21 protein-coding genes are annotated in these 21067 nt (G+C 64.2%); 1 reads left to right on the forward strand and 20 read right to left on the reverse strand.

Annotated elements, in window-relative coordinates; all coding sequences use genetic code 11:
• Positions 1 to 200: 200 nt before the first annotated feature.
• Positions 201 to 1877, forward strand: coding sequence for a 2-isopropylmalate synthase (leuA, locus tag EWH21_RS18510; protein ID WP_037049566.1), 1677 nt, complete (start codon positions 201 to 203; stop codon positions 1875 to 1877).
• A gap of 61 nt (positions 1878 to 1938) precedes the next feature.
• Here leuA and EWH21_RS18515 read toward each other — a convergent pair whose 3' ends face one another.
• From EWH21_RS18515 to EWH21_RS18610, 20 genes are all read right to left on the reverse strand, one after another.
• On the reverse strand, positions 1939 to 3651 hold the full coding sequence (locus tag EWH21_RS18515; RefSeq protein WP_277699029.1) for a GEVED domain-containing protein: 1713 nt from the start codon (positions 3649 to 3651) through the stop codon (positions 1939 to 1941).
• 210 nt (positions 3652 to 3861) lie between these two features.
• The gene (locus EWH21_RS18520) at positions 3862 to 4317 is read right to left on the reverse strand and encodes a hypothetical protein (RefSeq protein WP_150606192.1); all 456 of its coding nucleotides are present in this window, start codon (positions 4315 to 4317) and stop codon (positions 3862 to 3864) included.
• A 17-nt stretch (positions 4318 to 4334) separates the two neighbouring features.
• Positions 4335 to 5117 carry an amidohydrolase gene (locus EWH21_RS18525; protein ID WP_134677038.1) on the reverse strand — a complete coding sequence of 261 codons (783 nt, stop codon included), beginning with the start codon at positions 5115 to 5117 and terminating at the stop codon, positions 4335 to 4337.
• 97 nt (positions 5118 to 5214) lie between these two features.
• Positions 5215 to 6363 (reverse strand): pyridoxal phosphate-dependent aminotransferase, encoded by a 1149-nt coding sequence (locus EWH21_RS18530; RefSeq protein WP_277699030.1) that lies wholly within the window; start codon positions 6361 to 6363, stop codon positions 5215 to 5217.
• Positions 6364 to 6504: 141 nt separating this feature from the next.
• Positions 6505 to 7983: a ribosome biogenesis GTPase Der gene (gene der / locus EWH21_RS18535; RefSeq protein ID WP_277699031.1), complete on the reverse strand. Its 1479-nt coding sequence runs from the start codon at positions 7981 to 7983 to the stop codon at positions 6505 to 6507.
• 110 nt (positions 7984 to 8093) lie between these two features.
• Positions 8094 to 9245: an outer membrane protein assembly factor BamB gene (gene bamB / locus EWH21_RS18540; RefSeq protein WP_037049581.1), complete on the reverse strand. Its 1152-nt coding sequence runs from the start codon at positions 9243 to 9245 to the stop codon at positions 8094 to 8096.
• Complete coding sequence (locus EWH21_RS18545) at positions 9238 to 9876, reverse strand: tetratricopeptide repeat protein (protein ID WP_037049583.1); 639 nt, start codon at positions 9874 to 9876, stop codon at positions 9238 to 9240. Before EWH21_RS18545 ends, bamB begins: the two co-directional genes overlap by 8 nt.
• A gap of 32 nt (positions 9877 to 9908) precedes the next feature.
• On the reverse strand, positions 9909 to 11198 hold the full coding sequence (gene hisS, locus EWH21_RS18550; RefSeq protein ID WP_037049586.1) for a histidine--tRNA ligase: 1290 nt from the start codon (positions 11196 to 11198) through the stop codon (positions 9909 to 9911).
• 161 nt (positions 11199 to 11359) lie between these two features.
• Positions 11360 to 12472 carry a flavodoxin-dependent (E)-4-hydroxy-3-methylbut-2-enyl-diphosphate synthase gene (gene ispG, locus EWH21_RS18555; protein WP_277699032.1) on the reverse strand — a complete coding sequence of 371 codons (1113 nt, stop codon included), beginning with the start codon at positions 12470 to 12472 and terminating at the stop codon, positions 11360 to 11362.
• A 3-nt stretch (positions 12473 to 12475) separates the two neighbouring features.
• A complete protein-coding gene (locus EWH21_RS18560) occupies positions 12476 to 13468 on the reverse strand; it encodes a RodZ family helix-turn-helix domain-containing protein (protein WP_277699033.1) in 993 nt (330 codons plus the stop codon).
• On the reverse strand, positions 13465 to 14226 hold the full coding sequence (gene pilW / locus EWH21_RS18565) for a type IV pilus biogenesis/stability protein PilW (protein ID WP_152489429.1): 762 nt from the start codon (positions 14224 to 14226) through the stop codon (positions 13465 to 13467). The genes EWH21_RS18560 and pilW overlap by 4 nt, the downstream gene beginning before the upstream one ends.
• A 13-nt stretch (positions 14227 to 14239) precedes the next feature.
• Positions 14240 to 15388: a 23S rRNA (adenine(2503)-C(2))-methyltransferase RlmN gene (gene rlmN, locus EWH21_RS18570; protein ID WP_277699034.1), complete on the reverse strand. Its 1149-nt coding sequence runs from the start codon at positions 15386 to 15388 to the stop codon at positions 14240 to 14242.
• A 28-nt stretch (positions 15389 to 15416) separates the two neighbouring features.
• Complete coding sequence (ndk, locus tag EWH21_RS18575) at positions 15417 to 15848, reverse strand: nucleoside-diphosphate kinase (RefSeq protein ID WP_037001951.1); 432 nt, start codon at positions 15846 to 15848, stop codon at positions 15417 to 15419.
• A gap of 183 nt (positions 15849 to 16031) precedes the next feature.
• A complete protein-coding gene (gene iscX / locus EWH21_RS18580) occupies positions 16032 to 16232 on the reverse strand; it encodes a Fe-S cluster assembly protein IscX (RefSeq protein ID WP_037049599.1) in 201 nt (66 codons plus the stop codon).
• A 16-nt stretch (positions 16233 to 16248) separates the two neighbouring features.
• Positions 16249 to 16590: an ISC system 2Fe-2S type ferredoxin gene (fdx, locus tag EWH21_RS18585; RefSeq protein ID WP_037049601.1), complete on the reverse strand. Its 342-nt coding sequence runs from the start codon at positions 16588 to 16590 to the stop codon at positions 16249 to 16251.
• A 3-nt stretch (positions 16591 to 16593) separates the two neighbouring features.
• Positions 16594 to 18459, reverse strand: coding sequence for a Fe-S protein assembly chaperone HscA (hscA, locus tag EWH21_RS18590; protein WP_277699035.1), 1866 nt, complete (start codon positions 18457 to 18459; stop codon positions 16594 to 16596).
• Between the two features lie 45 nt (positions 18460 to 18504).
• Positions 18505 to 19026, reverse strand: coding sequence for a co-chaperone HscB (gene hscB / locus EWH21_RS18595; protein ID WP_037049605.1), 522 nt, complete (start codon positions 19024 to 19026; stop codon positions 18505 to 18507).
• A gap of 9 nt (positions 19027 to 19035) precedes the next feature.
• Positions 19036 to 19359: an iron-sulfur cluster assembly protein IscA gene (iscA, locus tag EWH21_RS18600; protein WP_021442761.1), complete on the reverse strand. Its 324-nt coding sequence runs from the start codon at positions 19357 to 19359 to the stop codon at positions 19036 to 19038.
• Positions 19360 to 19372: 13 nt separating this feature from the next.
• Positions 19373 to 19759, reverse strand: a complete 387-nt coding sequence (gene iscU, locus EWH21_RS18605) for a Fe-S cluster assembly scaffold IscU (RefSeq protein ID WP_017362576.1) — start codon at positions 19757 to 19759, stop codon at positions 19373 to 19375.
• Between the two features lie 71 nt (positions 19760 to 19830).
• A complete protein-coding gene (locus tag EWH21_RS18610; protein ID WP_047587601.1) occupies positions 19831 to 21045 on the reverse strand; it encodes an IscS subfamily cysteine desulfurase in 1215 nt (404 codons plus the stop codon).
• Between the last annotated feature and the right edge of the window lie 22 nt (positions 21046 to 21067).

Below are 21067 nucleotides of genomic sequence, written 5' to 3' on the forward strand. Positions count from 1 at the left end.
CAGGCGTTTTTTCCGTAAGTATTGCCATCATTCCCTACCGAACGTAGGGTTAGCGACATGATCACTGCACATACCCTCATTCTGATGCGGCAACACCGCTGCCTGCGCCTGGTCAGCCCGCGACTGCGTGGCTGAATCCTCGTCTCGCCCCCAAGCCTCCGTGTTGCCCCCGGCCCAGCGCCGAACCAAGGATTAGCCTCATGACCATGCTCAAAGATCCATCGAAGAAGTACCGCCCGTTCACCCAGATCCAGATCCCGGACCGCACCTGGCCGGACCAGATCATCGACAAGGCACCGATCTGGCTGTCGACCGACCTGCGTGATGGCAACCAGTCGCTGATCGAGCCGATGGACGCCGAGAAGAAGATGCGTTTCTTCAAGTGCCTGGTCGCCGTGGGCCTGAAGGAAATCGAAGTGGGCTTCCCGTCCGCCTCGCAAACCGACTTCGACTTCGTCCGCGAGCTGATCGAAGGCGGCCACATTCCCGATGACGTCACCATCCAGGTACTGACCCAGGCCCGTGACGACCTCATCGAACGCACCTTCGAGTCGCTCAAGGGTGCCAAGAAGGCCATCGTCCACTACTACAACGCCTGCGCGCCGAGCTTCCGCAAGATCGTCTTCAACCAGGACAAGGCGGGGGTGAAAGCCATCGCCGTCGCAGCCGGCAGCACCATCAAGCGCCTGGCCGACGCCGCGCCGGAAACCCAGTGGGGCTTCGAGTACTCACCGGAGGTGTTCAGCAGCACCGAGATCGACTTCGCCGTCGAGGTGTGCAACGCGGTGATCGGCGTGTTCCAGCCGACCCCGGCGAACAAGCTGATCCTCAACCTGCCGGCCACCATCGAGTGCGCCACGCCGAACAACTACGCCGACCAGATCGAATGGTTCGGCCGCCACGTCGACCGCCGCGACAGCGTGCTGATCAGCGTGCACACGCACAATGACCGTGGCACCGGCGTCGCCGCCTCGGAGCTGGCCGTCATGGCCGGCGCCGACCGCGTCGAAGGCTGCCTGTTCGGCAACGGCGAGCGGACTGGCAACGTCTGCCTGGTGACCCTGGCGCTGAACCTCTACACCCAGGGCATCGACCCTGAGCTGGACTTCTCCGACATCGACGCCGTGCGCAAGGTAGTGGAAGACTGCAACCAGATTCCGGTGCATCCGCGTCATCCGTACGTCGGCGACCTGGTGCACACCGCGTTCTCCGGCTCGCACCAGGACGCCATCCGCAAGGGCTTCGCCCAGCAGGACCCGGAAGCCGTCTGGGAAGTGCCGTACCTGCCGATCGACCCGGCCGATATCGGCCGCGACTACGAGGCGGTGATTCGCGTCAACAGTCAGTCCGGCAAGGGTGGTATCACCTTCCTGCTGGAGCAGGAATACGGCATCAACCTGCCGCGCCGCATGCAGATCGAGTTCAGCCAGGTGGTACAGCGCGAGACCGATCGCCTGGGCCTGGAAATGACCGCGTCGCAGATCCACCAGTTGCTCGAGAGCGAGTACCTCAAGGCGACGTCGCCCTACGAGCTCAAGGGGCATCGCCTGCAGGAAGAGAATGGCGACAGCAGCGTCGAGCTGAAGGTCCAGGTCGACGGCCAGGAGCAGCGCTGGAATGGCTCGGGCAAGGGCCCGCTGGAAGCCCTGGTGTCGAGCCTGCCGCTGTCCGTGGAAATCATGGATTACCACGAGCACGCCATCGGTGCCGGAGCCAGTGCCAAGGCGGCCTCGTACATCGAGATTCGCCTGGACGGCCAGCGCCCGCTGCATGGCATCGGCATCGACGAGAACATCACCACCGCCAGCTTCCGTGCACTGTTCAGCGCACTCAACCGCGCGGTCAAGCAGGCTGAACTGAAGACCGAAGCGGCCTGAAAGGCAGCAGGCTGAAAAAAGAACCCCGCCGCTCGGCGGGGTTCTTCGTTTCAGCAGAGGCTCAGTAGCTGACCACCGGCGAGACGCGCTGGTAGCGGCCGTCGATATAGGCCTTCAGCCAGGAACGGTAGCGTTTGCCCGCGCTGTAGGCGAAGTAGCGATAGCTCTGTTCGTTCTCCGCCAGGCGCTGCAGCACGATGCTGCCATCCTGCTCGATCACCCAGGTCAGCATGGCGTGTACGCCCGCTGTACGCGTCAGGGTCTGGTTGGCATCCACCGTCAGCTGGTAGAGCGGCAGGTAGTCCTCGGCGGCCCGGCCATAACGCACCACGTTGGACACCCGCTGGTAGTAGCCATTCTGGAAGCGGTTCAGCCATACGCGGTAGCGTTTGGCGGGATCGAAGCGGTAGTAGGTGTAGGCCAGCTCGTTGGCCGCGTTACGCTCCAGAACGATATTGCCCTCCTCCTCGATCACCCAGGTCAGGGCATCACCGATGTTGCCGCTGCGGCTGACCTGGCGATTGTCGCCGATGCTCAACTGATAGAGGTCCGTCAGCCCCGGCGAGAAGTACTCGGCATCGGAGACCTGCACCAGCTCGCCGCCAACGGCCTGCTCGATCCAGACCTTGTAGGCACGGCCCTGCTGGAACGGGTAGCGCAGTTCCACAGCACCGCCGGTGGGCTGGCGCAGCACCTCGACACCGTCCTCGCGAATGACCCAGTTCAGGGGCTTGTCGGCAGGACCGTCATGCCGCAGCTGGAAGTCCGCTTCGACCTCCAGGTCGATGTAGCGCGCGGGAAAACCCTCGCGAAAGGCGAGCGGAACCGAGATGGCCTCGTCCTTGCCGTTCACGCTGGCTTCGGCCCAGACCTGGTAACGCTCGCCATGGCTGAAGGCGAACTGCAGCGGAACACCGGCCTGCGCCGGCTGACGCAGCGTCTCGCCGCCCTGTGCGGCGATCACCCAGTTGCCCTGGAACGCGGCCGACGAACTGATGCTGCCCTGATCGGCATTGCGGCTCAGCGCAACACGGTCAGTGACGCCGGGCTGGTAGGCCACGACATTCGAGACGGTCTTGTAGCCGCCGTCGATGAAGCTCTCCAACCAGATCCGGTAGTGTTTACCGGCAGCATTGTTCCAATAGTGATCACGCAGGTTGCCGGCCGCGTTGCGCCCGAGCACGCGCTTGCCGTCCTCCTCGACCACCAGCGTCAGCTTGTCGCCCAGATCGCCGCTGCGGGACACCCAGAAACCGGGCTCCAGCGTGAGGCTGTAGGGCAGCGTCGGTTGCCCTGCGCCGTCTGGCAGCTTGACCAGGTAATCCTCGGTTTCGCCGTAGCCATAGGCCCCGCACGGCTGCGCGGTGGCGCCCCAGCGCATCTGCACCCGCATGCGGGTGGTACCGGCGCTGCCGGAAGGCACCGCGATGGGTGCGGAGACGACGGTGCTGCCCTGAGCGACCAGCACCTTCTCGCTCGCGTCGAAACTGCCGTTCTGGTCGAAGTCGATCCAGGCCCCCCAGTTCTCGACGTACTGGGTGTTACGGAAACCGGGACGGAGCTCCAGCCGGTCACCTTGCCCCGTCAGCTGGAAGGGAGGCTGACCCGTGGCGTTCAGGTAACCGCCATCGCTGCCGGACGTCTGGCTCGCGCCATTGACGCTGACTCCGGCGATCCATTCACTACCACTGTTACCCCGGCTGTCGCAGTACGTGGCTGCCATCAACGGGCTCATCGCCAGGCAGGTGCCCAGCGCCATGAGTGTCTTGTGCATTGTTTTCGCTCCTTGCGTTCATGTTGGGCAGGGAGCGACAGAGCTATCAGGGCCAAGCCTGTGCCCACTTCCATCGACGCGTCCCTGCGCCAGCAATGCTAGAGGCAAAAGCGAGCGGCCGTCCGGAATTTATTGGCGAATCGCCGCCATCCGCGATCGATCCGCATGCTGCAGAGGCGAACGCCCCGCACGGCAAGGGGCGGACACGGATCAGACGTCCAGGATCATCAGCACGGCGAACAGCAGCGCCATCACGGCGATCGAGAAGAGCACGGCAATGCCTGCCGCCCGCCAGTTGGAGAGGAAGGTGCCACCAGCGGCCGCGTGCTGCTGGATATCGGCCTCGGTCAGGTGCTTGGCCAGCATCACCATGCCCAGCAGTTGCCCGATGGCGAACGGCAGCGTGGGTACTTCTTCCGGCAAGACGAAGGCCAGGGCCAGGGTCAGCGCCAGCAGGCACACGGCAACGCCCCAGACCATCGCGACACGGTCGGCCTTGCCCAGCAGCTGCAGGTTGTGCGCGAGCATCCAGGCACCGGCCAGCGGTGTGCCGAGAAAGGTGCCCAGCCCCACCGCGGCAATCCTGTACAGCGGCAGCGTCGAGGCAGAAGCCTGCTGCAGGTCCGCCTGCGGGGTCTGGAAAGGGTTGTCCTGCTGTACGTCCATGTCGTGTCGCTCCTGATTCAGTTCATGGTGAAGGCATCGGCATCCAGATGCGCCGGGAAACGCTCGCGATAGGCCGCCAGCGGCTCGGCCGCCAGGCGCTGGCGGAACACGCCATCGGCGGCGTTCGCCTGCAGCAGCGGCTCGCCCTGGAAGTCCAGCACCTGGGAGTCGCCAGTATATCCATGCCCCTTGCCGTCCTCGCCGATCCGGTTCACAGCCGCGACATAGCACAGGTTTTCGATGGCCCGCGCCGGCAACAGGCGGTTCCAGTGCTGGCGGCGCGCCGCGGGCCAGTTGGCGGTGTAGAGCAGCAGATCGGTGCCACCCGCGTCGCGGCTCCAGACCGGGAAGCGCAGGTCATAGCAGACCAGCGGGCGGACACGCCAGCCCTTGAGCTCGAGCACGACCTGCTCGTCACCGGCCTGGAAATGCTTGTGCTCGCCGGCCATGCGGAACAGGTGGCGCTTGTCGTAATGCGCCAGCGAACCATCCGCACGCGCCCAGAGCAGGCGATTGCGATAGCTGCCGTCGTCGGCCTGGATGATCAGGCTGCCGCAGATCACCGTATCGAGACGCTGCGCCTGCTCGCGCAGCCATGTGCTGCTGGGGCCATCCTCCGGTTCGGCCAGCGCTGCCGACTCCATCGAGAAGCCGGTGGTGAACATCTCCGGCAGGATCACCAGATCGGCGCCGCGCGCCTGCTCCAGCAGGGTCTGAAAGTGCTCGCGGTTGGCGGCCGGATCGTGCCAGGCCAGGGAGGTCTGGATCAGCGCCAGTTCGAGATCGGTTTTGTCGGTCATATCAGGGCCTCGGGGAAATCGGTAGCGCGCAGGGCGGATGTCGCGTTTCACACCCACCCCGCCTTGCTGGATCACGCGTCGCGGTGATCAGCCTGCATCACACCGCGCAGAGTTTCTCCGCCGCCTGGCGCAGGGTGTCCTCGCGCTTGGCGAAGCAGAAGCGCACCAGGCGCAGATCCTGCGGTGCGGACTGGTAGAACACCGAGACCGGGATCGCCGCCACGCCATGCTCACGGGTCAGCCACTCGGCCATGGCGACGTCGTCCAGATCCGGGCGGATCGCCCGGTAGTCGGCCAGCTGGAAGTAGGTGCCCGGTGCGCGGGTGAAGGTGAAACGCGAGCCGGCCAGCAGGTCGCAGAACAGGTCGCGCTTGGTCTGGTAGAACGCTGGCAGCTCCTCGACGTGCTCGGGGTGACTGGCCATGAAGTCGGCAAGGCCATGCTGCAACGGCGTGACGCCACAGAAATTCACGTACTGGTGGATCTTGCGCAGCTCGGCGCTCAGCGCAGGCGGCGCCACCACGTAGCCGGTCTTCCAGCCGGTGACGTGGTAGGTCTTGCCGAACGAGCTGACCACGAAGGCGCGCGCGTACAGCTCGTCGTGCGCCAGCACGCTGGCGTGCTGCACGCCGTCGAAGATCAGGTGCTCATAGACTTCGTCGCTGATCACATGGATATCGCGCTCGCGGATCAGCGCGGCCAAGCGGTCCAGGTCGCCGCGCGACAGCAGCGCGCCGCTGGGATTGTGCGGCGAGTTGAGGAAGATCAGCCGGGTACGCGGGGTGATCGCATCGGCCAGGCGCTGCCAGTCCACGGCGAAATCCGCCAGGGCCAGCGGCACGTGCACGCAGCGACCGCCCGCCAGCTCCACGGAGGGCTCATAGCTGTCATAGCAGGGATCGAGGACGATGGCCTCGTCGCCCGGACGGATCAGCGCCTGCACCGCGCAGAAGATTGCCTCGGTGGCGCCGGGGGTGATGGTGATCTCGCTGTCGGCGTCCCGCTGCACGCCGTAGCTGCGCGCAATCTTCGCTGCCACCTGCTGGCGCAGGACGGGCAGACCGGTCATCGGCGAATACTGATTGCGCCCTTCCAGTACATGGCGCGCCACTGCTTCACGCAGCGCCTGCGGCCCGTCGAAATCGGGAAAGCCCTGGGACAGGTTGATCGCCCCGGTATCCAGAGCGAGCTGAGACATGCGCGTGAAGATGGTGGTGCCGACGTTGGGCAGTTTGCTGGCGAGCATCGCGTCTTCCTGGAAGATCTGGGCAAGTCGCGAGGATAGCCGAAGGGCGCCGCAGACGGCACCTGCACGCGCATGAAAAGCGGGAGCAAGCCTACGCCGTGCATGCCGGAACGGGTCCGGGCATGCACGACGGCGACGGCCTTACTTGCGCTTGTCCTTGCGCTTCTTCTCGGCCTTCTTGTGGTGGCTCATCAGGCGCCGCTTCTTGTTCACCTGGCGGTCGGTGAGCTTGTTCTTGTTGCCTTCGTACGGGTTGTCGCCGCCCTTGTACTCGATACGGATCGGCGTGCCGACCAGCTTGAGCACGCGGCGGAAGGTGTTCTCCAGGTAACGGGAGTAGGCGCGCGGGACCGCGTCGACCTGGTTACCGTGGATGACGATCAGCGGCGGGTTGGCACCACCCAGGTGGGCATAGCGCAGCTTGATCCGGCGACCGTTGACCAGCGGCGGCGCGTGGTCGCTGACGGCATCCTCGAGGATCTGCGTCAGGCGGCTGGTCGGCCAGCGGGTGATGGCCGACTTGAACGACGCCTGCACCGACTTGTACAGATGGCCGACGCCAGTGCCGTGCAGTGCAGAAATGAAGTGAATGTCGGCGAAGTCGACGAAGAACAGCCGGCGCTCCAGCTCGGTCTTCACGTAGTCCTTCTGGCCCTGGTCCATGCCGTCCCACTTGTTAAGGGCGATGACCAGCGCACGACCGCTCTCCAGCACGAAGCCGAGCAGGTTGAGGTCGTGGTCGACCACCCCTTCGCGGGCGTCCATGACGAAGACCACGACGTTGGAGTCCTGGATCGCCTGCAGGGTCTTGACCACGGAGAACTTCTCCACGGCCTCGAAGATCTTGCCGCGACGACGCACGCCGGCGGTGTCGATCAGCGTGTACTTCTCGTCGTCACGCTCGAAGGGGATGTAGATGCTGTCACGCGTGGTGCCGGCCTGGTCATAGACGATGACCCGCTCTTCGCCGAGCATGCGGTTGACCAGGGTCGACTTGCCGACGTTGGGGCGACCGATGATGGCCAGCTTGATGCCGTCCTTCTCGCTCGGGCCGGGGATGCGCTTGGCTTCCTGGCCTTCCAGCACTTCTTCCTCTTCTTCGGCACCCTCTTCCGGCTCGCCGGCATCCTTGGGGAAGGCACCGAGCACCACTTCCAGCATCTGGGTGATGCCGCGGCCATGGGCACCGGCGATCGCCAGCGGCTCGCCCAGGCCCATGGGGCTGAACTCGGCGCGGGCCAGGTCGACGTCGAGGTTGTCGACCTTGTTCACCACCAGGAAGCTCTGCTTGTTACGCCGGCGCAGGTGCTCGCCGATCATCTGGTCGGAGGCGGTCATGCCGGCGCGCGCGTCCACCAGGAACAGCACGGCATCGGCTTCCTCGATCGCCTGCAGCGACTGCTCGGCCATCTTCGCGTCGATGCCTTCCTCGTCGCCGGAGATACCGCCGGTATCGATCACGATATAGGTGCGCCCCTGCCACTTCGCCTCGCCGTACTGGCGGTCGCGGGTCAGACCGGACAGGTCGCCGACGATGGCGTCGCGACTGCGGGTCAGGCGGTTGAAGAGTGTGGACTTGCCGACATTGGGCCGGCCCACCAGGGCAATTACGGGAACCATCAGGCTCTCCACTACGTTATTTCAGAAAATGCAAAGGCCGCTGCACGGGCAGCGGCCGGAATCTTTTGCGCTGCTGCGTCCAGGCCCGGGCCTGGATGCAGCATAGTTGGTCACTTGATGGTCAGTGCCACCAATTTGCCGCTGTTGCCGAAGACATACAGCCAGTCACCCACCACCAGCGGACGCGTGCGCAGACCGTCGCTGTCGATACGGGTACGACCCACGAAGCGACCATCGACCTGGCTCAGCAGGTGCAGATAGCCTTCGAAATCGCCCACCGCCACGTAGCTGGAAAACACCTGCGGTGCGGACAGCTCGCGGCGTGCCAGGGAATCGTTGCTCCACAGCGCCGAGGCACTGCGCTCGTCGATGCCTTCGACGGTGCCGTTGGCCAGACTGACGTAGACGTTGCCGAAGCCCTGGGCGACGCCGACCGAACTGGAGGCCTCGCGCTGCCACAGCACACGGCCGGAATCCAGGTCCATCGCCGCGACACGGCCCTGGTAGCTCACCGCGTACACGGTGCCACCGGACAGCAGCAGGCCGCCGTCGATATCCACCACGCGCTCCAGCTCGGAACGACCTTGCGGGATGGCCACGCGCTGCTCCCAAACGGGCAGGCCACGCTGGGCGTCGACCGCCACCACCTTGCCGCTGGACAGACCCGCGACCACCAGGCGGTTGGTCACCAGCGGCGCGCCGGTGCCACGCAGCGTCAGCACTGCCGGGGTGTTCTCGACGATCCAGCGCTGATTGCCAGTGCTGGCATCGAACGCGATCAGGCGGTCATCCTGGGTCTGCACCACGACGATATCGCCGTTGCTCGCCGGGGCGGCCAGCACTTCGCTGGTCACGCGCGAGCGCCACTGCTCCTCGCCGTCGCTGGAGTCCAGGGCGATCACCTCACCCTTGAGCGTGCCCAGCAGCACCTGGCCATAACCGGCACCGATGGCACCGGAGACCGGGATGTCGAGCTTCTTGCGCCAGATGACCTTGCCACTGGTGCGGTCCATGGCCATGACCAGGCCTTCGACGTCGGCCGCGTAGATCACGTCGCCATCGATGGCCGGTACCAGCATGTTGAAGGTTTCGCCCTGGCCGTCACCAACGGAGCGGCTCCATTCGGTACGCAGTTCGACCTCGGTATCGAACTTGGTCAGCTCGGCGGGTGGCAGTTCCTTCTTGCTATTGCTGCTGCAACCCACGGCCAGAACGGCCAGAGCCAGCAGTGCGGCATTCTTCCAACGCATCACGTCACGCATCCCCTTTTGCCAGGTCGTCCAGCTTCATCTGCAGACCGCCAACGGCGGCGTCCTCGGCCAGCGCATCCTTGGCCTTCTGGTAGGCCGCGTGCGCGTCATCGCTGCGGCCCAGCTGGACCAGCAGATCACCCTTGAGCTCCTCGCGGCTGGCCAGGAACGCCTCGTCGACCTTGGCGTCGAGCAGCTTCAGCGCCTCGTCGACCTTGTCCTGGGCAGCCAGGACGCGTGCCATGCGCTGACGCGCCAGCTCGTCGAGGGTGGCGTCGGCCGGCTTGTCGAGCACGCGTTGCAGGGCAACGGCGGCGTCATCGAGACGATCGGCCTCGACCGCGACCTTGGCGACGAACAGGCTGCCGTACTGCGCGTAATGGCTACCGCCGAACTCGCTGTCGAGCTTGCCGGACAGTTCGGCCACCTTGCCTGCATCAGGCTTGCCGGCCGGATCCAGCGCGGTTTCCAGCAGTTGCTGATACAGCGCGGAGGCACTCTGCGCCTGGTTGGTCTGGTACTTCTGCCAACCCTGCCAGCCGAGCACGGCTACCAGCGCGAGTACGCCGCCGGTCAGCAACGGTTTACCGTTGCGATTCCACCAGTCCTTGATTTGCGCGATCTGTTCGTCTTCGGTCTGCATGTCTAACCCCGTACTCCTAATCGAGAGCCTGCTCAGGCCTGTTGCTGGCAGGCAGCCAGATGCTCGGCCAGAGCATCCCAGGCAACGCTTTGTTGTTCACTGTCGTCGCGCAGCGGCTTGCAACCTACCACGCGCCCTGCCAATTCGTCGTCCCCCAGAATCAGCGCATAGCGTGCGCCGCTCTTGTCAGCCTTCTTGAACTGGCTCTTGAAGCTGCCGCCGCCACTGTTGAGCAGCAGGCGCAGCGCCGGCAATTCATCGCGCAGGCGCTCGACCAGGGTCAGTGCAGCCAGCTCGGCCGCCTCGCCAAAGGCGCAGACGTAGACGTCGGCGGCACGGTTCAGCTCGGCCGGCAACAATTCGAGGGTTTCCAGCAGCAGCACCAGGCGCTCGACGCCCATGGCGAAGCCGACCCCCGGCGTCGCCTTGCCACCCAATTGGGAAACCAGGCCGTCATAACGACCACCGGCGCACACCGTGCCCTGGGCACCGAGCTTGTCGGTCACCCACTCGAACACGGTGCGGTTGTAGTAATCCAGGCCGCGGACCAGCTTGTGATTGATCTCGTAGCGGATGCCGGCGGCATCCAGGCGTGCCCTGACGCCGTCGAAGTGCAGGCGCGACTCCTCGTCGAGGTAGTCGCCCAGGGTCGGTGCGCCGACCAGAACGGCCTGGGTCGCCTCGTTCTTGCTGTCGAGGATGCGCAGCGGGTTGGTAGTCAGACGGCGCTGGCTGTCTTCGTCCAGTTGCTCGAAACGCTCCTGCAGGTAAGCGACCAGCGCATCGCGGTAGGCCGCACGCGCCTCGCTGGAACCCAGGCTGTTGAGCTGCAGGGTCACCGCATCGGCCAGGCCGAGTTTCTTCCACAGGCGCCAGGTCAGCACGATCAGTTCGGCATCGACGTCCGGCCCCGGCAGGTTGAAGGCCTCCACGCCGACCTGGTGGAACTGGCGATAACGGCCCTTCTGCGGCTTCTCGTAACGGAACATCGGGCCGGCGTACCACAGCTTCTGCACCTGGCCACCACCGGACAGACCATGCTCGAGCACGGCACGCACACAACCGGCAGTGCCCTCCGGACGCAGGGTCAGGGACTCCTCGTTGCGGTCACGGAAGGTGTACATCTCCTTGTCGACCACATCGGTGCCCTCGCCGATACCGCGCGCGAACAGCTCGGTGTACTCGACGATGGGCAGGCGAATTTCCTTGTAGCCGTAGCCGTCGAGCAGGTCGACCAGGGTGTTTTCCAGGTAGCGCCAGGCAGGCGTCTGCTCCGGCAGGATGTCGTTCATGCCACGAATGGCTTGCAGAGATTTGCTCACAAATAATCCTTAAACCTGCTCTCGACACTGCTGTGCTTGCTGATGCAGCGTCAAAAACAGGCTCAAAATGCTCATTTACAGTCGTAAACTGCGCTTCTTCGCCCGTATTTTCCTTGCCTGGCCCGCGCTCGCGATGTACTCGACGCGCAGGCTGGCCGGTTTCAGCCGCGAACGATCACGGCAGCATCGGCGGCGACCTTCTCGGCCGCCTTGTCGCGAATGAGCTTTTCCAGCTCATCCACCAGATTATCGTTGGTCAGCTTCGACGCCGGCTTGCCGTCGATGTAGACCAGGTTGTTCGGGCTGCCACCGGTGAGGCCGATATGCGCCTCCTTGGCTTCGCCTGGACCATTGACCACGCAACCGATCACGGCGACGTCGAGCGGCACCAGCAGGTCCTCGACGCGGCTTTCCAGCTCGTTCATGGTCTTGACCACATCGAAGTTCTGCCGCGAGCAGCTCGGGCAGGCGATGAAGTTGATGCCACGCGAACGCAGGCGCAGGGACTTGAGGATATCGAAACCGACCTTGATCTCTTCCACCGGATCGGCGGCCAGAGAAATGCGGATGGTATCGCCAATGCCATCGGCCAGCAGCATGCCCAGGCCGACGGCCGACTTCACGGTACCGGAGCGCAGGCCACCGGCTTCGGTGATGCCCAGGTGCAGCGGCTGCTCGATCTGCTTGGCCAGCAAGCGATAGGCCTCGACCGCCATGAACACGTCGGACGCCTTCACGCTGACCTTGAAGTCGGGGAAGTTGAGGCGGTCCAGGTGTTCGACATGGCGCAGCGCCGACTCGACCAGCGCTTCCGGGGTCGGCTCGCCGTACTTCTTCTGCAGGTCCTTTTCCAGCGAACCGGCGTTGACGCCGATGCGGATCGGAATGCCCTTGTCGCGCGCCGCCTCGACCACCGCCTTGACGCGGTCCTCGCGGCCGATGTTGCCGGGGTTGATACGCAGGCAGTCGACGCCCAGCTCGGCCACGCGCAGGGCGATCTGGTAGTCGAAGTGAATGTCGGCCACCAGCGGTACGCGCACCTGCTGCTTGATCAGGCCGAAGGCCTCGGCAGCGTCCATGTCAGGCACGGAAACCCGCACGATGTCGGCGCCGGCATCTTCCAGGCGACGAATCTGCGCCACGGTGGCGGCGACATCATTGGTGTCGGTATTGGTCATGCTCTGCACCGCGATCGGCGCATCGCCGCCCACCGGTACCGAGCCCACCCAGATCTTGCGTGACAGACGACGCTTGATCGGCGATTCGCAATGCATGCTTTACAACCCCAGTTTCAGGCGCGCGGTTTCGCCAGTCATGTGCGGCGCAACGTCCACGCTTTCGCCGTTGTAGGTCACCTGGGCTCCGCGAGCGAAACCCAGACGCAGCTCCATCGGAGCCTTGCCGGTCAGTTCGATGCGCTCGCCGCTGCGCTTCAGCGCGCTGACCAGCACCTTGCCGTCGGCATCGGTCACCTGCGCCCAGCAGTCGGCGGTGAAGCGCACGTTGAGCGCACCCTGCCCGGCGGATACGGCAATCGGAGCAGCGGGTTCAACGGCGGCAGGCGCCTGCGCCTCGCTGCTCGCCAGCGGTGCATCGCCCGCGCCTGCAGCGCTCGGTGCTTCAGCGACGACCGCGCTCGCTGCGCCTGTCTCGTTGGTGGATTGATCGGTGGCACCGGCGCTTTCCGGCTCATCGCCCGGCTCGACCGGCAACAGCAGCGGGCTGCTCTGCTGGTCGCCCTGGGCCAGGATCACGGCCTGGTCTTCCGGCTCGGCCAGAGAATGCACCTGGGTGGTGCCATCGGCCCCCTCCACCTCGACATGCTCGATGCCGACGTCAGCCAGGCTGGCGACCGGACGCCCCTGATCCTGCCACCAGAGGAAACCGGCACCGATCAGCGCCAGCAGCAGCAGGAAGCTCACCAGGCGCAGGATACTCTGCGAATAACGCACCGGTTCCTCGATACGCCCCAGGGCATGCACGCTGCTGCCCGTGGCATCGGTTCCGGTGAACTGGTCGAACTCGAGCACCAGACGGTTCTGGTCGAGTTCCAGCAGCTTGGCGTAGGCACGAATGTAACCACGGGCAAACGTGGTGCCGGGCAGCTTGTCGAAGGCACCCGCCTCGATCTGGGCGAGACGCTGCTGGGTCAGGTTGAGCTGGGACGCCACCTCGGCAACGCTCCAGCCCTTGACTTCACGGGCCTGGCGCAGGCTTTCGCCCGGATTGTTCGACATGGACTGGGTCACTTCGCTATGGGCCGCTTTCATCGTTGCCCCGAAACATATTGCTGGTATTCCTTGGACGCCGGATACAGGCGGCGCAACTGCAGGCCCAGGCTGGCGGCCCGGTCGCGGTCCTCGAACACTTCGGCCAGACGAGCACCGAGCAGCAGGCTCCGCGCGTTCTGCGGCGCCATTGCGCTGTAGCTGTCGTAGTAGCTACGGGCCGGGACATACTCCTTGTCCTCGTAGGACATCGCGGCCATCTCCAGCAGCGAGCGCGGCTGACGGCTGCTCAGGCGCAACGAACGCTGGAAGTATTTCTTGGCCTCGTCTCGCCGCCCCAGTTGCAGGGCGGTCAGGCCGAGGTTCTCGAAGACCCTGGAGCGTTCCGGGTAGAGATTGTCCTCGGTGGCCTTGAGATAGGTGTCCATGGCTTCCTGATAGCGCTTCTGCTCGAACAGGAAACCACCGTAGTTGTTCAGCAGGCGAGCATCCTTCGGACGCTGGGACAGCGCCTTGCGATAGTGCTCGTCCGCCAGCTTGGGTTCCATTTCCAGCTGGAACGCCATACCCAGTGCCGCATGCGCATCGGCATCCGACGGGTTGATTTCCAGTGCGTTCTTCAGCGGCACCTTGGCCAGCTGGGTATCACCCTGCTGGATATAGGCGACGCCCAGCTGCACATAGGCGGCTCGCGCCTCTTCACGCCCTTTTGTCGTACTCATGGGGTCAACGTGGCCGGTGGTCACGCAACCACCCAGCAGACTGACGACTAGCAACAACAGCGCAGGGCGCAAGGTCATGGACATCCTCTCTTCAATTTCGATTGGCGGCATTGCGCGGCTCTTGAGCCTCGCTGCCCAGCTGGCGCACGGCGATGTAACGCTCGCTGCGCCGAGTACGGTCCATGACCTGGCCCACCAGCTGGCCGCAGGCGGCATCGATATCGTCACCACGGGTGGTGCGTACCGTGACGTTATGGCCAGCCTTGTGCAACAGGTCCTGGAAGCGGCGAATGGCGTTATTGCTCGGCCGCTCGTACCCCGAGAAGGGGAAGGGATTAAACGGAATCAGGTTGATCTTGCAAGGGACATCGGCAAGAAGTGCGATCATCTGCTCAGCATGCTCGGGCTGATCGTTGACACCCTTGAGCAGGGTGTACTCGATGGTCAGCACGCGCTTCTCGCCGAGTTTGGAGATGTAACGCTTGCACGCGGCAAGCAGCATTTCCAGAGGGTACTTCTTGTTGATCGGCACCAGCTGGTTGCGCAGCTCGTCGTTCGGCGCGTGCAGCGACAGCGCCAGCGACACGTCGATCACTTCGGCCAGCTTGTCGATCATCGGCACCACGCCGGAGGTGGACAACGTCACCTTGCGCTTGGAGATACCGTAGCCGAGGTCATCCATCATGATCTGCATGGCGGAGACGACGTTGTCGAAGTTCAGCAGCGGCTCGCCCATGCCCATCATCACCACATTGGTGATGGCACGGTCGATCTTGGCCGGCACGCTGCCGAAGGATTTGCTGGCGATCCACACCTGGCCGATGATCTCGGCGCAGGTCAGGTCGCTGTTGAAACCTTGCTTGCCGGTGGAGCAGAAGCTGCAATCCAGGGCACAGCCGGCCTGCGACGACACGCACAGGGTGCCGCGGCCATTCTGCGGGATGTACACGGTTTCCACGCAGCTGCCCGACGCCACACGCACCACCCACTTGCGCGTGCCATCGGCGGAAATGTTTTCGCTGACCACTTCAGGGCCGCGAATCTCGGCAGAGGCCTCGAGCTTTTCGCGCAAGGCCTTGCCGACATTGGTCATGGCGGCGAAATCATCGACGCCAAAGTGGTGAATCCACTTCATCACCTGGCCGGCACGAAAGCGCTTCTCGCCGATGGACTCGAAGAACTGTTCCATTTCCGGCTGGGTCAGGCCCAGCAGGTTGATCTTGCCGGTGGTATTGGTCATGGCTTCACCCTCGCATCATTCGCTTCGATCAGCGAATGCGCGCGCACTGCTCGGTAGCGGAGAAGAAGTAAGCAATCTCGCGAGCGGCAGAAGCTTCGGAATCCGAACCGTGAACAGCGTTCTCGTCGATGGAAACGGCGAAGTCAGCACGGATGGTGCCGGCAGCCGCTTCTTTCGGGTTGGTGGCGCCCATCAGCTCGCGGTTCTTCAGGACGGCGTCTTCGCCTTCCAGAACCTGGACGATGACCGGACCGGAGGTCATGAAGGCAACCAGATCCTTGAAGAAGCCGCGCTCGCTGTGCTCAGCGTAGAAACCGGCAGCTTCGCGCTCGGACAGTTGCAGCATCTTCGAAGCGACAACGCGCAGGCCGGCCTTTTCGAAACGGGTGGTGATCTCACCGATGACGTTCTTGGCAACGGCGTCAGGCTTGATGATGGAGAAAGTACGTTGAACAGCCATGTGAAGCTCCAGAAACTTTAGGGTTAAAGCGAAAAATTAAACCCGCGAATTATACGCGGGTTCTGAGATGGCAGCCACAGGCGACTCGCCTCCAGCTGCAAGTAAACGCTACGAGATGAAGCTCCGCGACCGGCAGACGACCGGGAACTGCGGTTTCACGCCCCGCAGGCGAGCGGCGTCGCGCTACTCGGCCTCTTCGATCCAGGCAGCCTGGATCGCCTCGAGGACCTTCTCGCCGCCCCGTTGCGGATCATCGGAGAACTGCGGCAACTCCACGACCCAGCGGTGCAGATCGACGAAGTTCACGTAACGCGGATCGACATCCGGCTTCTGCTCGCTCAGCTCGATGGCGATATCCAGCACATCAACCCATTTCAGACTCATGCTCGTGCTTCCTGGGTCAATGCGGCGCTTCGGCCGCGTGGTTCAGCGAATACTTGGGAATCTCGACGGTGAGGTCTTCCTCTCCAACGATGGCCTGACAGGCCAGACGCGACTGCGCCTCGAGCCCCCAGGCCTTGTCCAGATAATCCTCTTCCAGCTCGTCAGCCTCGTTCAGCGAGTCGAAACCCTCGCGCACGATGCAGTGGCAGGTGGTGCAGGCACACACGCCGCCACAGGCGCTTTCCATTTCGATATGGTGCTCATGAGCCAGCTCGAGGATGGAGACGCCAGGCTCGGCCTCGACCACCAGGCCATCCGGGCAGAACCTTTCATGGGGCAGAAAAATCACCTGCGGCATCAGTTATTCCTCGATCTCATTCAAATTGCGCCCGGCCAGCGCGGCTTTAACCGTTGAATCCAGGCGCCGCGCGGCAAACGCATCCGTGACCTGCGACAGGCGCTTGGTCTGCCGCTCGATGGCCGGACCATCGCTACCCGCGAGCAGATCACGCAGCTCCTGCACCTGCAATTCGATGACCTCGCGCTCCTCGGCATCCAGCAGACGCTCGCCGTCGGCCTCCAGCGCAGCCTCCACCGCCTCGATCAGGCGCTGGGCGTCGACCTGCTGCTCACGCAGCGCACGCGCAGCCTTGTCATCCCCGGCATTCTGGAAGGAATCCTGCAGCATGCGCGCGATCTCGCCATCGGTCAGGCCATAGGACGGCTTGACCTGAATGCTCGCCTCGACGCCGGAGCCCAGCTCACGCGCCGCGACACTGAGCAGACCATCGGCGTCGACCTGGAAAGTCACGCGGATCTTGGCCGCCCCGGCCACCATCGGCGGGATGCCACGCAACTCGAAACGCGCCAGGGAGCGGCAATCGGCGATCAGCTCGCGCTCACCCTGCAGCACGTGAATCATCATGGCCGTCTGGCCATCCTTGTAGGTGGTGAAGTCCTGCGCCCGCGCCACCGGGATAGTGGTGTTGCGCGGAATCAGCTTCTCCATCAGACCGCCCATGGTCTCCAGACCGAGCGACAGCGGAATCACATCGAGCAGCAGCAGCTCCTCGCCATCGCCACGCTGATTGCCGGCCAACGTGTCGGCCTGAATGGCGGCACCGATGGCCACCACCTGATCCGGATCGATATTGGTCAGCGGCGTGCGCCCGAACAGCTCACCAACCGCTTCGCGCACCCGCGGCACACGGGTGGAGCCACCGACCATCACCACCGCGCTGACGTCCTCCAGCTCGACGCCGGAATCACGCAGCGCGCGCCGGCAGGCCTTGAGGCTGCGCGCGACCATGGGCTCGATCAGCGCTTCGAACTGCGCCCGCGACAGTGAACCACGCCATTCGGCGAAGCTCAGCTCGACCGTCTCGGCGTCGGTCAGCGCCTCTTTCGCGGCACAGGCGGCCTGCAGCAGACCGCGCTGCGTGGCCGGATCGAGGTCACTGGACAGCCCGGCCTGCTGGATGATCCAGTCAGCCAGGCCGTGGTCGAAATCATCGCCGCCCAGGGCACTGTCGCCGCCCGTGGCCAGCACCTCGAACACCCCACCGGTGAGACGCAGAATGGACACATCGAACGTGCCGCCACCCAGGTCATAGATGGCGACCACCCCCTCGGCCTTCTGATCCAGGCCGTAGGCAACCGCAGCAGCAGTGGGCTCGTTGAGCAGGCGCAGGACGTTGAGACCGGCGACTCGCGCCGCATCCTTGGTCGCCTGGCGCTGGGCATCATCGAAATAGGCCGGCACGGTGATCACCGCGCCGACCAGTTCGCCACCCAGGGTCTGCTCCGCGCGCAGGCGCAGGGTCTTGAGAATTTCCGCCGAGACTTCGACGGGGCTCTTCGCACCCTGCACCGTCTCAATGAAGGGCATGTGCGACTCGCCCGCAGCGAAGCGGTATGGCAGTTGCTCGCCGAGCTGGTGCACATCGGCGACGCCGCGCCCCATCAGGCGCTTGACCGACAGCACGGTGTTGAGGGGATCACTGGCAGCCGCCTGCTTGGCTGATTCGCCCACCTCGACATGATCCGGGTGGTAGCGTACCGCCGAAGGCAGGATGACCCTGCCCTCATCGTCCGCCAGAGGCTCGGCCAGACCACTGCGTACAGCGGCGACCAGCGAATTGGTGGTGCCCAGGTCGATGCCCACCGCCAGCCTGCGCTGGTGCGGTTGCGGGCTCTGTCCTGGCTCGGCGATCTGCAATAAGGCCATGGTCTTCTTGAAATCATCAGGCGGATTGCCGAGGCAACCCACAGGTTAATCGTCGAGGCGCTCTTCTAGTTGGCGCACTTCATGAGAGAGCTTGTCGAGAAACTGCATCCGACGCATCAGGCGCTCGGCTTCCTCGCGGCGAGCCTCATCGTCCCAGCATTCGGCGAAGCGCTCGTTGAGCTGCTCCTGCGCAGTTTTCAGGCGCCGCTTGAAGACGGCGACACCGGCAAGGTCGGCGTCGTCCTGCAACTCCTCCAGCTCTTCGCGCAGCTGCATCTGCTGCAGCAGGAAGTCCGGATCCTGCACCGTCACTTCCAGCGGCAGCTCGGGGCCGCGCATGGCCAGCAGGTAGCGCGCACGCTGCGAGGGCGTCTTGAGGACCTGATAGGCCTCGTTGAGGCAGGCGGAACGCTCAAGCGCCAGGCGCTGCTCACGCTCGCCAGCGTCGGCGAACCGATCGGGATGCACCTGGCGCGCCAGCTCGCGGTAACGCGCAGCCAGCTGCTCCAGGTCGAGACGAAAGCTCGGCTGCAGGTCGAACAGGGCGAAATGACAAGGATTACCCACGCGAGCGCCTCAAACGTTGAAGCTCTCGCCGCAGCCACACTCGCCGCGCACGTTGGGGTTGTTGAACTTGAAGCCCTCGTTGAGGCCTTCCTTGACGAAGTCCAGTTCGGTGCCGTCGAGATAGACCAGGCTCTTGGGATCGATGATCACCTTGACACCGTGACTCTCGAATACCTGATCCTCGGCCGCCAGCTCATCGACGAACTCGAGAACATAGGCCAGGCCGGAACACCCGGTAGTGCGCACACCGAGGCGAATGCCCTCGCCCTTGCCGCGCCCATCCAGGGAGCGCTGCACGTGGCGGGCAGCTGCTTCAGACATGGTGATGGCCATTGCAAACCTCGTATCAGAGCAAGCCTTTCTTCTGCTTGTAATCGCGCACGGCCGCCTTGATGGCGTCCTCGGCGAGCACGGAGCAGTGGATCTTCACCGGCGGCAGCGCCAGTTCTTCGGCCAGCTGGGTATTCTTGATGCTTTCCGCTTCGTCGAGGGTCTTGCCCTTCATCCACTCGGTGGCTAGGGAGCTGGAAGCGATCGCCGAGCCGCAGCCGTAGGTCTTGAACTTGGCGTCTTCGATGACGCCGCTCTCGCTGACCTTGATCTGCAGGCGCATCACGTCGCCGCAGGCCGGCGCACCGACCATGCCGGTACCGACGTCCGGGTCCTCGGCATTCAGCTTGCCGACGTTGCGCGGGTTTTCGTAGTGGTCGATGACCTTGTCACTGTATGCCATGTTGTACTTCCTCTCTCATCAGGTACCGCTCTCCGGCGGAGCGCTCAGCGAACGATCCACCTCGGCAGCTATCAGTGTGCTGCCCATTCCACGGAGGAAAGGTCGACACCTTCTTTGAACATATCCCACAGGGGCGACAGCTCGCGCAGCTTGTCCACGGCTTCGCGGACCTTGGCGGCGGCATAGTCGACTTCTTCCTCGGTCGTGAAACGGCCGAAGGTGAAGCGAATCGAACTGTGCGCCAGCTCATCGTTACGACCCAGGGCACGCAGCACGTAGGAAGGCTCCAGCGAAGCCGAGGTGCAGGCCGAGCCGGACGATACGGCCAGGTCCTTGAGCGCCATGATCAGCGACTCGCCCTCGACGTAGTTGAAACTCAGGTTCAGGTTGTGCGGCACGCGCTCGGTCAGGCTGCCGTTGACGTACAGCTCTTCCATGTCTTCGAGCTGGCTGTAGAAGCGGTCGCGCAAGGCGGTGATGCGCTGATTCTCGGCAGCCATCTCCTGCTTGGCGATACGGAAGGCTTCGCCCATGCCGACGCACTGGTGCGTGGCCAGGGTGCCGGAGCGCATGCCGCGCTCGTGGCCACCGCCATGGGTCTGCGCTTCCAGACGCACACGCGGCTTGCGGCGCACGTACAGGGCACCGACGCCTTTCGGGCCGTAGGTCTTGTGCGCGGAGAAGGACATCAGGTCGACCTTCATCTTCTCCAGATCGATGTCCACCTTGCCGGTGGACTGCGCCGCATCGACGTGCAGCAGCACGCCACGGGAGCGGGTCAGCTCGCCGATGGCCGCGATGTCGTTGATGGTGCCGATCTCGTTGTTGACGTGCATCAGGGAAACCAGGGTGGTGTCCTCACGCAGCACGGCCTCGACCATCGCCGGCGTGATCAGACCGTCTTCGCCCGGTTCCAGGTAGGTCACTTCGAAACCTTCGCGCTCGAGCTGGCGGGTGGTGTCCAGCACCGCCTTGTGCTCGATCTTCGAGGTGATGATGTGCTTGCCCTTGCTGCTGTAGAAGTGCGCGACGCCCTTGATGGCAAGGTTGTCGGACTCGGTGGCACCGCTGGTCCAGACGATCTCGCGCGGGTCGGCATTGACCAGCTCGGCGACCTGACGACGAGCGTTTTCCACGGCTTCCTCGGCTTTCCAGCCGAACACGTGAGAGCGCGAAGCCGGGTTACCGAAGTTACCGTCGACCAGCAGACACTCGCTCATCTTCTGCGCAACGCGCGGATCGACCGGCGTAGTAGCGGAATAATCGAGGTAGATCGGCAATTTCATTGGGTTTCTCCTATCAGGCAAA

It is taken from the genome of Pseudomonas sp. REST10 (assembly GCF_029542605.1).
GTDB classification, from domain to species: domain Bacteria; phylum Pseudomonadota; class Gammaproteobacteria; order Pseudomonadales; family Pseudomonadaceae; genus Aquipseudomonas; species Aquipseudomonas khazarica.

Bases quoted from the DNA above. Each gene is read 5' to 3' on its own strand.
- leuA (WP_037049566.1), top strand. From the start codon at position 201: ATGACCATGCTCAAAGATCCATCGAAGAAGTACCGCCCGTTCACCCAG.
- EWH21_RS18515 (WP_277699029.1), bottom strand. From the start codon at position 3,651: ATGCACAAGACACTCATGGCGCTGGGCACCTGCCTGGCGATGAGCCCG.
- EWH21_RS18520 (WP_150606192.1), bottom strand. From the start codon at position 4,317: ATGGACGTACAGCAGGACAACCCTTTCCAGACCCCGCAGGCGGACCTG.
- EWH21_RS18525 (WP_134677038.1), bottom strand. From the start codon at position 5,117: ATGACCGACAAAACCGATCTCGAACTGGCGCTGATCCAGACCTCCCTG.
- EWH21_RS18530 (WP_277699030.1), bottom strand. From the start codon at position 6,363: ATGCTCGCCAGCAAACTGCCCAACGTCGGCACCACCATCTTCACGCGC.
- der (WP_277699031.1), bottom strand. From the start codon at position 7,983: ATGGTTCCCGTAATTGCCCTGGTGGGCCGGCCCAATGTCGGCAAGTCC.
- bamB (WP_037049581.1), bottom strand. From the start codon at position 9,245: ATGCGTGACGTGATGCGTTGGAAGAATGCCGCACTGCTGGCTCTGGCC.
- EWH21_RS18545 (WP_037049583.1), bottom strand. From the start codon at position 9,876: ATGCAGACCGAAGACGAACAGATCGCGCAAATCAAGGACTGGTGGAAT.
- ispG (WP_277699032.1), bottom strand. From the start codon at position 12,472: ATGCATTGCGAATCGCCGATCAAGCGTCGTCTGTCACGCAAGATCTGG.
- EWH21_RS18560 (WP_277699033.1), bottom strand. From the start codon at position 13,468: ATGAAAGCGGCCCATAGCGAAGTGACCCAGTCCATGTCGAACAATCCG.
- pilW (WP_152489429.1), bottom strand. From the start codon at position 14,226: ATGACCTTGCGCCCTGCGCTGTTGTTGCTAGTCGTCAGTCTGCTGGGT.
- rlmN (WP_277699034.1), bottom strand. From the start codon at position 15,388: ATGACCAATACCACCGGCAAGATCAACCTGCTGGGCCTGACCCAGCCG.
- ndk (WP_037001951.1), bottom strand. From the start codon at position 15,848: ATGGCTGTTCAACGTACTTTCTCCATCATCAAGCCTGACGCCGTTGCC.
- iscX (WP_037049599.1), bottom strand. From the start codon at position 16,232: ATGAGTCTGAAATGGGTTGATGTGCTGGATATCGCCATCGAGCTGAGC.
- fdx (WP_037049601.1), bottom strand. From the start codon at position 16,590: ATGCCGCAGGTGATTTTTCTGCCCCATGAAAGGTTCTGCCCGGATGGC.
- hscA (WP_277699035.1), bottom strand. From the start codon at position 18,459: ATGGCCTTATTGCAGATCGCCGAGCCAGGACAGAGCCCGCAACCGCAC.
- iscA (WP_021442761.1), bottom strand. From the start codon at position 19,359: ATGGCCATCACCATGTCTGAAGCAGCTGCCCGCCACGTGCAGCGCTCC.
- iscU (WP_017362576.1), bottom strand. From the start codon at position 19,759: ATGGCATACAGTGACAAGGTCATCGACCACTACGAAAACCCGCGCAAC.
- EWH21_RS18610 (WP_047587601.1), bottom strand. From the start codon at position 21,045: ATGAAATTGCCGATCTACCTCGATTATTCCGCTACTACGCCGGTCGAT.